This window comes from Streptomyces sp. NPDC002076 (assembly GCF_053593835.1).
Map to the genome: position 1 here is coordinate 324,876 of NZ_JBSFDI010000005.1, position 13,305 is coordinate 338,180.

13 protein-coding genes and 1 pseudogene are annotated in these 13,305 nt (G+C 72.4%); 8 read left to right on the forward strand and 6 right to left on the reverse strand.

The annotated features are described in order from the left end of the window. Positions 1-29 precede the first annotated feature (29 nt). Positions 30-909, reverse strand: a pseudogene (locus ACWCQS_RS13565) (sugar phosphate isomerase/epimerase family protein); the annotation flags it as partial. Between the two features lie 196 nt (positions 910-1,105). Here ACWCQS_RS13565 and ACWCQS_RS13570 point away from each other — a divergent pair. The 8 genes from ACWCQS_RS13570 to hypA all read left to right on the forward strand — a co-directional run bounded on the left by ACWCQS_RS13570 (position 1,106) and on the right by hypA (position 7,687). After that, positions 1,106-2,650 carry a hypothetical protein gene (locus ACWCQS_RS13570; protein WP_451004587.1) on the forward strand — a complete coding sequence of 515 codons (1,545 nt, stop codon included), beginning with the start codon at positions 1,106-1,108 and terminating at the stop codon, positions 2,648-2,650. Positions 2,651-2,794: 144 nt separating this feature from the next. Then, positions 2,795-3,883, forward strand: a complete 1,089-nt coding sequence (locus ACWCQS_RS13575) for an NADH-quinone oxidoreductase subunit B family protein (RefSeq protein ID WP_451004588.1) — start codon at positions 2,795-2,797, stop codon at positions 3,881-3,883. Between the two features lie 63 nt (positions 3,884-3,946). Continuing rightward, positions 3,947-5,740 (forward strand): nickel-dependent hydrogenase large subunit, encoded by a 1,794-nt coding sequence (locus ACWCQS_RS13580; protein ID WP_451004589.1) that lies wholly within the window; start codon positions 3,947-3,949, stop codon positions 5,738-5,740. After that, positions 5,733-6,293: a NifU family protein gene (locus tag ACWCQS_RS13585; RefSeq protein WP_451004590.1), complete on the forward strand. Its 561-nt coding sequence runs from the start codon at positions 5,733-5,735 to the stop codon at positions 6,291-6,293. The genes ACWCQS_RS13580 and ACWCQS_RS13585 overlap by 8 nt, the downstream gene beginning before the upstream one ends. Then, positions 6,290-6,886 carry a DUF5947 family protein gene (locus ACWCQS_RS13590; RefSeq protein ID WP_451004591.1) on the forward strand — a complete coding sequence of 199 codons (597 nt, stop codon included), beginning with the start codon at positions 6,290-6,292 and terminating at the stop codon, positions 6,884-6,886. Before ACWCQS_RS13585 ends, ACWCQS_RS13590 begins: the two co-directional genes overlap by 4 nt. A 21-nt stretch (positions 6,887-6,907) precedes the next feature. Further along, a complete protein-coding gene (locus ACWCQS_RS13595) occupies positions 6,908-7,114 on the forward strand; it encodes a hypothetical protein (RefSeq protein ID WP_388629586.1) in 207 nt (68 codons plus the stop codon). Between the two features lie 59 nt (positions 7,115-7,173). Further along, a complete protein-coding gene (locus tag ACWCQS_RS13600) occupies positions 7,174-7,323 on the forward strand; it encodes a hypothetical protein (RefSeq protein ID WP_451004592.1) in 150 nt (49 codons plus the stop codon). Positions 7,324-7,330: 7 nt separating this feature from the next. Then, positions 7,331-7,687: a hydrogenase maturation nickel metallochaperone HypA gene (hypA, locus tag ACWCQS_RS13605; RefSeq protein ID WP_451004593.1), complete on the forward strand. Its 357-nt coding sequence runs from the start codon at positions 7,331-7,333 to the stop codon at positions 7,685-7,687. A 41-nt stretch (positions 7,688-7,728) separates the two neighbouring features. Here hypA and hypE read toward each other — a convergent pair whose 3' ends face one another. The 5 genes from hypE to hypB are packed head-to-tail and all read right to left on the reverse strand — an operon-like array spanning position 7,729 to position 13,265. After that, positions 7,729-8,802, reverse strand: a complete 1,074-nt coding sequence (gene hypE, locus ACWCQS_RS13610; RefSeq protein ID WP_451004594.1) for a hydrogenase expression/formation protein HypE — start codon at positions 8,800-8,802, stop codon at positions 7,729-7,731. Further along, positions 8,795-9,910: a hydrogenase formation protein HypD gene (gene hypD / locus ACWCQS_RS13615; protein WP_451004595.1), complete on the reverse strand. Its 1,116-nt coding sequence runs from the start codon at positions 9,908-9,910 to the stop codon at positions 8,795-8,797. Before hypD ends, hypE begins: the two co-directional genes overlap by 8 nt. Further along, positions 9,907-10,197, reverse strand: a complete 291-nt coding sequence (locus tag ACWCQS_RS13620) for a HypC/HybG/HupF family hydrogenase formation chaperone (RefSeq protein WP_450986896.1) — start codon at positions 10,195-10,197, stop codon at positions 9,907-9,909. Before ACWCQS_RS13620 ends, hypD begins: the two co-directional genes overlap by 4 nt. A 3-nt stretch (positions 10,198-10,200) precedes the next feature. After that, positions 10,201-12,546, reverse strand: a complete 2,346-nt coding sequence (hypF, locus tag ACWCQS_RS13625; RefSeq protein WP_451004596.1) for a carbamoyltransferase HypF — start codon at positions 12,544-12,546, stop codon at positions 10,201-10,203. Further along, complete coding sequence (hypB, locus tag ACWCQS_RS13630) at positions 12,543-13,265, reverse strand: hydrogenase nickel incorporation protein HypB (RefSeq protein ID WP_451004597.1); 723 nt, start codon at positions 13,263-13,265, stop codon at positions 12,543-12,545. Before hypB ends, hypF begins: the two co-directional genes overlap by 4 nt. Positions 13,266-13,305 lie beyond the last annotated feature (40 nt).

Consider the following 13,305-nt stretch of genomic DNA (forward strand, 5'->3'; position numbering starts at 1 on the left):
GGGAGGCCCCCGTGTCGCACGCGCGGCCAGCGGCGCAGGGCCGCCAGATTGCGGTAGCCGATGGCCGCGTGCTGCAGGGACTGCGCCGGGTCGGTGGCGCTCGGGGCGTTGTCCTGCTCGACCATCGGGTTGTGACAGGTGGGGTGGCCGCGCGGGAGAAGAACGTGGTGTAGTCGATCACGCCGGTACCGAACGGGACCATGTCGTAGCCCATTCCTTTGGTCGTGTTGACGACGCCGTCCTTGGCGAGGATGAGCGGGTAGCGCTTGTCGTGGCGGGTGACCAGGCCCGCCGGATCGAAGATGTCCGTCTGCGTGGAGCCGTCGTGGGCGGTGTAGGTGCGGAACTTGTACTGGGCGACGTGGGCCCAGAAGACGTCCATCTCCAGCCAGATCAGCTGCGGGTCCGTGATGGAGGTGATGGAGAGGAAGTACTCCAGCTTGCGGATGCCGGAGCTGCGGGTCGGCCGGCCCTGGGCGTCCAGCGGGCCGCCGTCGAGCAGGAAGTCGTAGGCCGCGTCGTGGTTGTGCGTGTACAGCTTGATGCCGGCGCGGCGGGCGAGGTCGCCGAGGGCGTGCCACTTGTCGGCGGCCGCGTCCCAGTCGGCCTGGCAGGGGCTGCTGGTGGGGTCTGCGCCGGTGCCCATGTGCGGCAGGCCGAGGATGTTCGCGATCTCCAGGTGCTTCTTGAAGGTGTCCAGGTCGCTGCCGGTCAGCGGCCAGGAGCCGGGGATGTAGCCGTGGTTGCCCTGGGCGTGCAGGCCGTTGTCGTCGAGCCAGCCGCGCACCAGTCTGGCCCCCGCCACGGACTCCAGGCTCGCTCCCCCGGGTGCGTTGGGGGGGGCTGGCCGTAGCCGGCGAACTCGACCTGACGGTAGCCGAAGCGGGCGAGTTGCCCGAAGCCGGCGCGCGGAAGACGGATCCGGGCGGCGTTCGAGGCAGCGGGGGTGGCGACCGCGGCGCGCGCAAGCCTGGTGTTTCGCGGGGCCCGCCCGCTCGCCGTCCCCTGGGCGGCGCAATGGCGGTGCGTCGGACGAGCGCGGAGCCGTGACGGGTGTGACGGTGGTGAAAGGAATGCGCGAGTGAACCGGTGACGAGGAGGCGGCATGTCGGACCGGGCCGGCGTGGGCGGCGTGGGGCTCGCTGCCCTGGTGGACGAGGGTGGCGTGGGTGCGTCCTGCGATGCCTTCGCGCAGGTCGGCGCGGTCGCGGACGCCGTGCTGTACGAGGGGTACCTGCTCTACCCGTACCGCCGGTCCTCACCGAAGAACCGGGTCCGCTGGCAGTTCGGCGTGCTGCTGCCCCGCGACTGGGTCGAGCGGGACGGGCCGGTCACGCCGGGGATCTCCGGCTCCGCGGACTCCTGGTATCAGCAGACCGAGTGCCTGCTGCGAACGCCGCGCGCCGACGCGGTCGTACGGGTGCGGGTGCGCTGTCTGCAGATGCAGGACAAGCAGGTCGAGGCGGCCGACCCGGACGGACGGTACCGCCCGGTCGAGTGGTTGCGCACGTCCGACGGTGCCACGCATCTGTCGTTCGAGGAGGCGGTGCCGCACGAGGCCGAGCTGGTGCTGCCGCTGCAGGAGTTGCTGCTCGGTGGTCGTACCGCCCTGGTGGGCGCGGCCGCCGGCACGGATGCCGAGGCGCTGCCCGACGGGGCCGGGCGGACGGTCCGGCGGCGCCGGGAGCTGCGGGCCGTGACGACGGTCGAGGCCGAGCCGCTCGCGCCGGAGCTGTACCGGCTGCGGGTGCGCACCGAGAACACCGGCGAGGTGACGGATCCACAGGCCCCGCGCACCGAGGCTCTGCGGCAGGCACTGCTCGCCACGCACACCCTCGTCGGCGGGGACGGCCTGGAGTTCGCCTCGCTGATCGATCCGCCCGCCGGTCTGGCGGAGCACGCGCGGGGCTGCCGGAACGCGTTCACGTTCCCCGTGCTCGCCGGCCAGCCCCAGCAGGGCACGACGGGCGCCGTCATGCTCTCCGCCCCCATCATCCTGCCCGACTGGCCCCAGGTGGCGCCGGAGAGCCCGGGCGATCTGCACGACGCGGCGGAGATCGACGAGATCCTCACCCTGCGCACGATGCTGCTGACCGACGAGGAGAAGGCCGAGGCCCGGGCCACCGATCCACGGGCGGCGCGGATCCTCGACCGGGTCGACACCATGCCCCGGGAGGTCTTCGCCCGACTGCACGGCGCCATCCGCTCCCTGACCCCGGCACAGACCCGGTCCGGCACCGAGCGGCCGGCCTGGTGGCAGGAGGACGGCGACGCCGGCCTCTCCCCGGCGACCGACACGGTGCTCGTGGACGGCGTACCCGTCGGCGGCGGCAGCCGGGTCCGGCTGCGTCCGCGCGCCCGGGGCGCCGACGCCCAGGACATGTTCCTGACGGGACGGACCGCGCAGGTCGGCGCCGTCTTCCACGACGTGGACGGCAGCGTGCACCTGGCCGTCACCGTGGAGGACGACCCCGCGGCCGAACTGCACGGCTGGTACGGCCGTTTCCACTACTTCCGGCCCGACGAGGTCGAACCGCTCGGTGACTCCGACGCACCGGGTCCGGTCACCTCACCCCGGCCGCAGACCCCGCGGCCCCCCGAGCGTCCGGCCGACCGGCCGGAGGAGGGACGGTCCGATGGATGCCCCTGAGACCCCGCGGCACGACCGCCCGAGGGTCGAGCGGTCGCTCCGCGACCGGGCGGCCGCACTTGGCCGCCCCCAGGCCCGGACCCCCATGGTCCCGGCCGTTCCCTACGACCGACTCCGAGACCGGCAGCCACGGAGGCCGCAGCGATGACCACACAGAGCGGTACCACCGATGTCCACGGCGAGCCCAGCGGGGCCGAGGCGCGGAAGGGATTCGACGAGATCACCATTCTCTGGATCTCGGAGGGCATGAGCTGCGACGGCGACACCGTGTCGCTGACCGCCGCCGGCCAGCCGTCCATCGAGGACGTCGTACTGGGCCTGATCCCGGGCCTGCCGAAGGTGAACCTCGTCAACAAGGTGCTCTCACCGAGCCTGGGCGGCGAGGACTTCCTCGCTCCCTACCGTGCCGCGGCACGGGGCGAGCTGGAGCCGTTCATCCTCGTCATCGAGGGTTCGATCCCGAACCAGAACATCATCAAGGGCGACGGCTACTGGACGTCGTTCGGCAACGACCCCGACACGGGTCAGCCGCAGACCCTGAACTGGTGGATCGACCAGCTCGCGCCCAGGGCCTGGGCGGTGGTGGCGGCCGGAACGTGTGCCACGTTCGGCGGTATCCACGCCATGGCCGGCAACCCGACCGGCTGCATGGGCCTCGCGGACTATCTGGGCTGGGAGTTCAAGGCGCGGTCGGGGCTCCCGGTGGTCAATGTGCCCGGCTGTCCCATCCAGCCGGAGAACTTCATGGAGACCCTCGTCTGGGTGCTCCAGCACGCGGCCGGTGCCGCTCCCCCGCCTCCGCTGGACCACATGCTGCGCCCGCAGTGGCTGTTCGGGAAGACCGTGCACGAGGGCTGCGACCGGGCCGCGTACTACGAGCAGGCCGACTTCGCGCGGGACTACAACTCCCCCAAGTGCCAGGTGAAGGTCGGCTGCTGGGGCCCGGTCGTCAACTGCAACGTGCCCAAGCGCGGCTGGATGGCCGGCATCGGCGGCTGCCCGAACGTCGGCGGCATCTGCATCGGCTGCACGATGCCCAGCTTCCCCGACGCCTTCATGCCGTTCATGGACGAACCCCCGGGCGGCACGCTGTCGACGATGCTCGTCAAGCCGTACGGAGCCGTCGTCCGCCGGCTGCGCGGCCTGACCAACGACGTGGTGAACCACGAGCCCAAGTGGCGCCACAACAAGCGCAAGCTGACCAGCGGCTACGACCCGCACTGGCGTGCCTGACGCCGTCCGTCCCCGTCCCGCCACCGAACCGCCCGACCCGAACAGCGAGGGGCAGTACCGCAGATGACCACCACCGAGTCCCGGCCCACAGAACGCAAACCCGCCCAGCTCGTCGACATGTCCTGGGATCCGATCACCCGGATCATCGGCAACCTGGGCATCTACACCAAGATCGACTTCGCCAACCGGGAAGTCGTCGAGTGCCACAGCACCTCGTCGCTCTTCCGCGGCTATTCCGTGTTCATGAAGGGCAAGGACCCGCGTGACGCCGGGTTCATCACCTCGCGGATCTGCGGCATCTGCGGCGACAACCACACCACCTGCTCCAACTACGCCCAGCAGATGGCCTACGGCGTCAAGCCGCCCAAGCTGGCCGAGCACATCACCAACCTGGGCGAGGCGGCGGAGTACATCTTCGACCACACGATCTTCCAGGACAACCTGGTCTTCGTGGACTTCTGCGAGGCGATGGTCAAGGCCACCAACCCCGGCGTCCTGGCCCGCGCCGAGCGCACCGACGCGCCCCGCGGGGACGTCCACGGCTACCGGACGATCGCCGACATCATGAAGGCCTTCAACCCCTTCGAGGGCGAGGTCTACAAGGAGGCGCTGAAGGTCAGCCGGATCACCCGGGAGATGTTCTGCCTGATGGAGGGCCGGCATGTGCACCCCTCCACGATGTACCCGGGCGGCGTCGGCACGATGCCGCAGCCGAACACCTTCACCGACTACCTCAGCCGCCTGATGCGCGTCATCGACTTCATCAAGAAGGCGGTGGCGATGAACGACGACGTCTTCGACTTCTTCTACGAGGCCCTGCCCGGCTACGAGGATGTCGGCAAGCGCCGCATCCTGCTGGGCTGCTGGGGCGCCTTCCAGAACCCGGACGTCGTCGACTACCGCTACGCGACGATGAACGAGTGGGGCCGGGCGATGTACGTCACCCCCGGTGTCATCGTGGACGGCAAGCTGGTCACCAACGACCTGATCGACATCAACCTCGGCCTGCGCATCATGCTGGGCAGCTCCTACTACGAGGACTGGGTGAACGAGCAGCCGTTCGTCACCCACGACCCGCTCGGCAACCCCGTCGACATGCGCCACCCGTGGAACCAGACCACGGTCCCGGTGCCGCAGAAGCGGGACTTCGGCGGCAACTACAGCTGGGTGATGAGCCCGCGCTGGCACCATCCGCAGACCGGCGAGTATCTCGCCCTGGACACGGGTGGCGGTCCGCTGGCCCGGCTGTGGTCCACCGCGCTCAGCGGCCTGGTCGACACGCCGTACGTCAAGGCGACCGGCGGCAGTGTCCGCATCACCCTGCCCAAGAGCGAGAGGCTGCCGGAGCAGACCCTGGAGTGGCGCATCCCGAAGTGGAGCAACACCCTCGAACGGGACCGCGCCCGGCCGTACTTCATCGCCTACGCCGCCGCCATGGCCCTGCAGTTCCTGGAGGAGGCCATGGGGATGCTCAGGAGCGGCGACACGAAGGTGTTCGAGAACTTCGAGGTGCCCGACGAGTCGATCGGCTGCGGCTTCCACGAGGCGGTGCGCGGGGTCCTGTCCCACCATCTGGTGATCCGGGACAAGAAGATCGCCAACTACCACCCCTACCCGCCGACCCCGTGGAACGCCAGCCCCCGGGACAGCTACGGCACCCCTGGCCCGTACGAGGACGCCGTCCAGGGCCAGCCGATCTTCGAGGAGAACGGGCCCGACGACTTCAAGGGCGTCGACATCATGCGCACCGTGCGCAGCTTCGACCCCTGCCTGCCGTGTGGTGTCCATATGTACATGGGCAAGGGCAAGACCCTGACCACCGTGCACTCGCCCACGTACGGAGCGAACCATGGCTGACACCGCCGTACGGCTCCCCGACCCGGCGGTGGAGGCGCGGCTCGCCCGTCTCGACGAGGTCCTGGCCGGGCTGGAATCCGCGCCCGGCCCGGCGCTGGAGGCGGTGCGGCTGCTGACCGAGGTCTACGGCGAGGCCCTCGCCCGGGTGCTGGACCACGCGGACGAGCCGCTGAGCGAGCGGCTCGCCGAGGACGAACTGCTGGCTCATCTCCTGGTCCTGCACGACATCCATCCGGAGTCCGCGGAGCGCCGGGCCGCCCGCGCGGTGGAGCGGCTGCGGCCGGCGGTGCGCGAGCGCGGCGGCGACCTGGAGTGGGCCGGCGTCGACGGGCAGGTGGCGCGGGTGCGGCTGGCCTCCGGCGGCGGGTGCGGTTCCGGGTGCGGCGGCGGCTCGTCGGACGTCGGCGAGGCGGTCCGGGCGGCGGTGCTGGCGGTCGCTCCCGAGCTGACCGAGGTGGAGACGGTGCCTGGGACTGCCCAGCGGAAGGCGGCGCCCGCGTTCGTACCGCTGAGCACGATCGAGCGACGGACCGTGCCCGAGGAGGCGCGGTGAGGATGGACGGCGCACTCGCCCGGGTCATCCGCTCCGCGGCCGACCGCGCGGCGACGGCCGAGGCCGAGGTCTGCGAGCTGTGCGCCGCCCGTCTGGCCGTCGACCATCCCCATCTGTACGACACGGGTGCCGCCGAGGTGCGGTGCGTGTGCGGCCCCTGCTCGGTGCTGTTCGCCGACGACGGGGCGGGCGAGGGCCGCTACCGGCTCGTGCCCCGGCGCCGGCTGCGGCTGCCACCGGTCGACACGGCGGTGCTGGGCGTCCCGGTGGGTCTGGTGTTCTTCGTACCTCGCTCCGACGGCACGGTCACCGCGCAGGGGCCGAGTCCGGCGGGGGCCATGCGGTGGGAGGTGGACGCCGCGGCCTGGAAGCGGCTGGCCGCCACGGTTCCGCAGCTCGCCGCCATGGCACCCGACGTGGAGGCGCTGCTGGTGAACACCGTGCGCGGCCTCGACGAGCACTGGATCGTGCCGGTCGACGACTGCTACCGGATGATCGCCCTGGTCCGCCGCGAGTGGCGGGGCCTCTCCGGTGGCGGCCGGGTCTGGCCGGCCGTAGAACAGTTCTTCAGGGAGCTGACCGAACGGTCCTGAGGACCCGGAAGGAGAACCGACATGGGCAGCATCCGAGTGGGCCGCGCCCAGGCGAAGCCCGACACCCCGAGCCATGTGCCCGGACTGCACCAGGGCAACAAGGGCCCGTACAAGCACCAGCCCGGACACCACACGGACGGCAGCTCCGACGCGCGCCGCTCCACCGGTATCCACTGGAAACGGCATGACGCCCTGGTGAAGGACATGCCGAACATCTCGCCGGGATGAGACAGCAGGACAAGACCGCCATGGAGGTTGGCATGAAAAGAAGGACCGCACGGACCGGGATGTCCGGACGTCAGCTGCTCGTCGCGCAGGCGGCCCTGATCGGTGGCCTGGCCATGACCCTGTTCGTCAAGGAACTCCCCGGAATCGTACGTGAGTTGCGCATCTACCGGATGACCGGTGGGCTGCGGGCCAACCGCCGGTATCCCTGAGCCGGCCGTGCACGAGCTGTCGATCGCGTCCGCGATCGTGGAGCAGGCCGGCGAACTCGCCCGGGCGGACGGCGCGGACGCCGTCTCGGCGGTGACCGTCCGCGTGGGCGAGCTGGCGGGCGTCGTGCCGGACGCGCTCCACTTCGCCTTCGAGGTGGCCCGGGAGGGTACGGCGCTGGCGACGGCCGAGCTGGTCGTCGAGCAGGTCACGGCGCACGCCTACTGCGCGCCGTGCGCCGAGGAGTTCGCGGTGGGCATGCCGCCGTTCTTCTGGTGCCCGCGCTGCGACCGGCCCTCGCAGGAGCTGCGCAGCGGCCGGGAGTTGGAGATCACGGGGGTCGAACCGGTCCCGGCCCCGCGCTGACGGCGGGGCCGGGGGGCCGGTCGCGCACCCGCGTCCGGCCGTCAGCAGATGCGGGGCAACTGCTCCCCGAGCGGCAGATCCACCACCCGGGTGCCGCCGAGACCGGTGGCGACGACTACCATGCCCGGGTGCTCCGCCACGCACTCGCCGATGCGGGCGGCGCCGGCGCCCTGCGGGTGTGCCCGCATCGCGGCCAGCACTGCCTCCGCGTGTTCCGGGGGCACGAAGGCGACCAGGCGGCCCTCGTTGGCGACGTACAGCGGGTCCAGGCCGAGGAAGCCACAGGCGTTCGCGACCTCGTCCGGGACCGGGATGGAGCGGTCCCGCAGCCGGACGCCGGTGCCGGAGGCGCGGGCGATCTCGTTCAGGGAGGCGCCGAGGCCGCCCCGGGTCGGGTCGCGCAGGACGTGGATGTCCCGCGTGACCGCCAGCATGGCCGCCACGAGGTCCGCCAGGGGCGCGGTGTCCGAGGCGATCTCCACGCCGAACTCCAGCCCCTCCCGCACGCTCATGATGGCCACGCCGTGCAGGCCGATCGGGCCGCTGACGATCACGGCGTCACCCGGCCGGGCGCGCTGCGGGCGGATGTCGACGCCGTCGGGGACGAGGCCGACGCCGGCGGTGGTGACGTAGACGCCGTCGCCGTGTCCGGACTCCACCACCTTGGTGTCGCCGGTGGCGACGGTGACGCCCGCGGCCTTCGCCGCCGCGCCGATGGCCCGCGCGACCCGGCCGACGACGTCCAGTTCCACGCCCTCCTCCAGCACGAAGGCCGTGGACAGATAGGCGGGCCGGGCGCCGCTCATCGCCAGGTCGTTGACCGTGCCGTTGACGGCGAGGTCGCCGAGGCTGCCGCCGGGGAAGAACAGCGGCCGTACGACGTAGGAGTCGGTGGAGAAGGCCAGCCGGGCGCCGCCCAGGTCGAGGACGGCCGAGTCGGTGAGGGCGGCCAGGGTGGGGTTGCCGTAGGCGGGGGCGAAGACCTGCTCGATCAGCTCGGCGGACAGGGCGCCGCCCCCGCCGTGCCCCATGACGACGACCGGCTGGTCATGCAGGGGTGCGGGGCAGGTCCAGTGCGCGGGGTCGACCGCCGCTTCGGTGGTCAGGTCAGCCAACGGGGCTCATCTCCTCCGGGGCGTTCATCCGGCGGTACAGGTAGTAGGCCGCGCAGGCGCCCTCGCTGGAGACCATGGTGGCGCCGAGGGGGGTGCGCGGGGTGCAGGCCTTCCCGAACGCCTCGCATTCGGTGGGCCTGATCAGCCCCTGCAGCACCTCGCCGGCGCGGCACACTGCGGGCTCCTCGGTGCGGATGCCGGTGACGTCGAAGCGGTGTTCGGCGTCGTAGGCACGGTAGGCGTCGGAAAGCCGCCAGCCGCTGGCGGGGATGCGTCCGATGCCGCGCCAGTTGCGGTCGGTGACCTCGAAGACCTCGTCCAGCATGCGCAGGGCCGCCGGGTTGCCCTGCTCGCGCACGGCGCGCGGGTAGGCGTTCTCCACCCGGTGCTCGCCGCGCTCCAGTTGGTGGACGGCGCGGCGGATGCCTTCGAGGATGTCCAGCGGCTCGAAGCCGGTGACGACGATCGGCACCCGGTGCTTGCCGGCCAGCTCCGGGTACTCCGCCGTGCCCATGACGCTGCACACGTGCCCGGCGGCGAGGAAGCCCTGCACCCGGCATTCCGGTGCGGTCATGATGGCCTCGATCGCGGGTGGGACCCGGACGTGGGAGACCAGCAGGCTGAAGTTGCCGATGCCCAGGCGGCGGGCCTGGTGGACGGCCATGGCGTTGGCCGGGGCGGTCGTCTCGAAGCCGATGGCGAAGAACACGACCTGGCGGTCCGGGTTCTTGCGGGCGAGGTCGAGCGCGTCCAGCGGTGAGTACACCACGCGTACGTCACCTCCCTCGCCCTTGACCCGGAACAGGTCCCGGTCGGTGCCGGGCACGCGCAGCATGTCGCCGAAGGAACAGAAGATCACCTCGGGGCGGGCGGCGATCTCCAGCGCCTTGTCGATGACGTCGAGCGGCGTGACGCACACCGGGCAGCCGGGGCCGTGGATCAACTCGACGTCGTCCGGGAGAAGTTGGTCGATGCCGTGACGGATGATGGAGTGGGTCTGCCCGCCGCAGACCTCCATCAGCGCCCAGGGCCGGGTCACCGTGGCGCGGATCTCGTCCAGCAGCCGGCGTGCCAGCTCGGGGTCGTTGAACTCTTCGATGTACTTCACCGGGCCTCACTCCCGCTCTCCTGCCGGGCCGCCTGCTCCCAGGCGTCCCCGAACTCCTCGTCCAGCAGCCCTAGTTGCTGGAACAGCTCCAGGGACGCCCGCGCCGACTCCTCGTCCAGGCGCTGCAGGGCGAAGCCGACGTGGACGATGACGTACTCCCCCACCCGGACATCGGGCAGGTACTCCAGGCACGCCTGTTTGCGCACTCCGCCGAAGTCGATCAGCCCGGTCAGGGGGTCGGCGCTCCGGTCGATGGACACGACCTTGCCGGGCACTGCCAGACACATGGGTCACTCCGTCTCGTGGTGGGTTGCTGTGCCCGCGACCATGAGCTGACCGAGCGCCAGCCCTCCGTCGTTCGGGGGGACTTCGCCGTGCCGGAGGACCGTGAATCCGTCCCCGGTCAGCAGCGCGGTGCACTCCTCCTCCAGCAGGGCGTTGGCGAAGACGCCCCCGGTGAGGGCGACAGTGGCCGGCCCGGACGCGGCGCGGGCACGGTGACAGATCTCGGCGACGGCCCGTGCGACACCCCGGTGGAAGCGGGCCGCGAGGACCGGTGCGGGGATGCCGCGCCGCCGGTCCTCCAGGAGTGCGCGCAGCATCGGTGCCGGATCGATCTCCCGCTGCCGGGCGAAGGCGAATGGGTACGCCACCGAGTCCGCGTCCCTGGCCTCGGTTGCCGCCGCCTCCAGCTCCATCGCGGCCTGTGCCTCGTACCCCGCCCGGTGGCACACCCCTGCCAGGGACGACACCGCGTCGAACAGCCGCCCCATGCTGGACGTCGGCACACAGGCCGCCCCGCTCTCCAACTGCCGCTCCAGCATGGCGAGTTCCACCTCCGAGCAGGCTGTGACGCTCGGCAGATCCGGGGCCCAGGGCAGCCCGGCCGCCCACAACCGGGCCAGCGCCAGTCGGCAGGGATTGGCCACACCGGCGTCTCCGCCGGGCAGGGGGGCGGGGGTGAGGTGCGCGAAGCGCCGGTAGCCGGTGTAGTCGGCGAGCAGGATCTCGCCGCCCCACACGGTCCCGTCGTCGCCGTACCCGGTGCCGTCGAAGGCGACTCCGATCACCGGCACGGTGCCGTCCAGCCCGTGCTCGGCCATCGCGGAGGCGATGTGGGCGTGATGGTGCTGGACCAGCCGCAGGGCGCCGTCCGCCAGTCGGGAGGCGCGGCGGCGGGCCCGGCGGGTCGAGTGGTAGCCGGGGTGCCGGTCGGCCGCGACCAGGGCCGGGGTGACACCGGTCAGGCGGGTCAGGTGCCGCTCGGCTCGCTCGGCCGCCTCCAGCGTGGCCAGCTCGCCCATGTCGCCGATGTGCGGCCCGAACCACGCGTGGTCGCCCTCGCCCAGGCACAGGACGTTCTTCAGGTCGCCGCCGACCGCGAGCGTGGGGCGGACCGGGACCGGGAGGCGCACCGGTCGCGGGACATGACCGCGGGAACGCCTGAGGACCTGTTCGGTGCCGTCGGCGCGCACCCGCAGCAGGGAGTCGTCGCACGGCGAGGCGATGGGCCGGTCGTGGGCGAGCCAGGCGTCGGCCAGTCCGGCGAGCCTGGTCAGGGCCTCGGCGTCGTCGGTGACGATGGGTTCGCCGGAGCGGTTGCCGCTGGTCATCACCAGCACCCGGGGACCGGGCGGATCGCCGGGCAGGCCGAACAGCAGGGTGTGGACCGGGGTGTAGGGCAGCATCACGCCCACGTACGGGCTGCCCGGGCAGACCTGGCCGGCGAGGCGGAGGCCGTCCGGCGCAGTGCGCCTGCGGAGCAGGACGATGGGGCGCCGGGCGCCGGTCAGCGCGGCCCGTTCGGCGGCGGTGGGGACCGCGATCCGCTCGGCGGTGGCGAGGTCGGCGCACATCACCGCGAAGGCCTTGCCGCCGCGTTCCTTGCGGTCGCGCAGGGCGGCCACGGCCCGCTCGTCGGTGGCGTCGCAGGCCAGGTGGTAGCCGCCGACGCCCTTGACGGCGACGATCCGCCCGGCGGCCAGCAGCGCCCGTGCCGTGGCGAGGGCGTGCGCGTCCCGGGCCGGGCGCAGGCCGCCGAGGGCCGGGATCAGGGTGAGCCGCGGTCCGCAGTCGGGGCAGGCGACGGGCTGGGCGTGGAAGCGCCGGTCGGCGGGATCGCCGTACTCGCGCGCGCAGGAGGGGCACATCGGAAAGCCGGCCATGGTCGTGGCCGCCCGGTCGTAGGGCATCCCGGTGGCGATGGTGAAGCGGGGGCCGCAGTGGGTGCAGGTGACGAACGGGTGCCGGTGCCGGCGGTCGGCCGGGTCGGCCAGCTCGCGCAGGCAGTCGGCGCAGGTCGCGGTGTCGGGCGGCAGCTGGGTGCGGCCGCCGGCCCGCTCGGTGGAGCGGATGGTGAACGGCCCGGTGTCGCCGGTCGCGGGCAGGTCCTCGCCGGCGATGCCGCTCACGGTGGCCAGGGGCGGCGGCTGTTCGGCCAGCACGGCGCAGAAGCGGTCGACCTCCTCCGCCGGGCCCTCGACCTCGACGATCACGCCGTCGCCGGTGTTGCCGACGAACCCGGCGAGGCCGAGGCCGGCGGCGAGGCGGTGCACGTACGGCCGGAAGCCGACCCCCTGCACGGTGCCGCACACCGTGAGCCGGCGGCGGACCAGGCCGGTCGCCGGGGCCGTCATACGGCGGGGGCGGGCGCGCTGTGCTGGTGGCCGTGCGGATGCGGCGCGAGGGGTGGCCGGTGGAGGGCGCCGTCCCGGGCGGCCAGGGCGCGGTCCAGGAGGGTGCCGACACCGACGCCGGTGCGGGCACAGGATCGTACGATCTCCACGCCCGGATTGACCCGGTGCACGTTCGCCCGGAAGGCGGTCTCGTCGAAGCCGGCCGGCTCGGCGAGGTCCGTCTTGGTGATCACGACCAGGTGGGCGGAGCCGAACGCGGTCGGGTACTTCAGCGGCTTGTCCTCGCCCTCGGTGACGGCCATCAGCACGACCCGCAGGGTCTCGCCGAGGTCGTACGCGGCCGGGCAGACGAGGTTGCCGACGTTCTCCACGAAGAGCACGGAGGTGTCCGCGGGCAGCCAGCCCGCCAGCCGCGCCCGCACCTGACGGGCCTCCAGGTGGCACAGCCCGTCGGTCAGCACCTGCTGGACGGGGACGCCGGACCGGGCGAGCCGGACGGCGTCGTTCTCGGTGGCCAGGTCCGCGGTCAGCGCCGCCACCGGCACCTCCCGCTGCACCGCGCGGGCCAGGACCCGGCCGAGGAGTTCGGTCTTGCCGCTGCCGGGGCTGGACAGCAGATTGACGACGGTCACGCCCTGCCGGGTGAGATCGCCGCGCAGCTCCGCGGCCAGGTCGTCGTTCTTCGCCAGGACTGCCTGCTTGACGTCGGACCGGCACATGGCGCTGCTCCTCGGATACGGCGGTGGAGCCCGGGGTGTG

Coding starts and splice junctions, on each gene's coding strand:
- ACWCQS_RS13570 (WP_451004587.1), top strand. CDS start 1,106: ATGTCGGACCGGGCCGGCGTGGGCGGCGTGGGGCTCGCTGCCCTGGTG.
- ACWCQS_RS13575 (WP_451004588.1), top strand. CDS start 2,795: ATGACCACACAGAGCGGTACCACCGATGTCCACGGCGAGCCCAGCGGG.
- ACWCQS_RS13580 (WP_451004589.1), top strand. CDS start 3,947: ATGACCACCACCGAGTCCCGGCCCACAGAACGCAAACCCGCCCAGCTC.
- ACWCQS_RS13585 (WP_451004590.1), top strand. CDS start 5,733: ATGGCTGACACCGCCGTACGGCTCCCCGACCCGGCGGTGGAGGCGCGG.
- ACWCQS_RS13595 (WP_388629586.1), top strand. CDS start 6,908: ATGGGCAGCATCCGAGTGGGCCGCGCCCAGGCGAAGCCCGACACCCCG.
- ACWCQS_RS13600 (WP_451004592.1), top strand. CDS start 7,174: ATGTCCGGACGTCAGCTGCTCGTCGCGCAGGCGGCCCTGATCGGTGGC.
- ACWCQS_RS13620 (WP_450986896.1), bottom strand. CDS start 10,197: ATGTGTCTGGCAGTGCCCGGCAAGGTCGTGTCCATCGACCGGAGCGCC.
- hypF (WP_451004596.1), bottom strand. CDS start 12,546: ATGACGGCCCCGGCGACCGGCCTGGTCCGCCGCCGGCTCACGGTGTGC.
- hypB (WP_451004597.1), bottom strand. CDS start 13,265: ATGTGCCGGTCCGACGTCAAGCAGGCAGTCCTGGCGAAGAACGACGAC.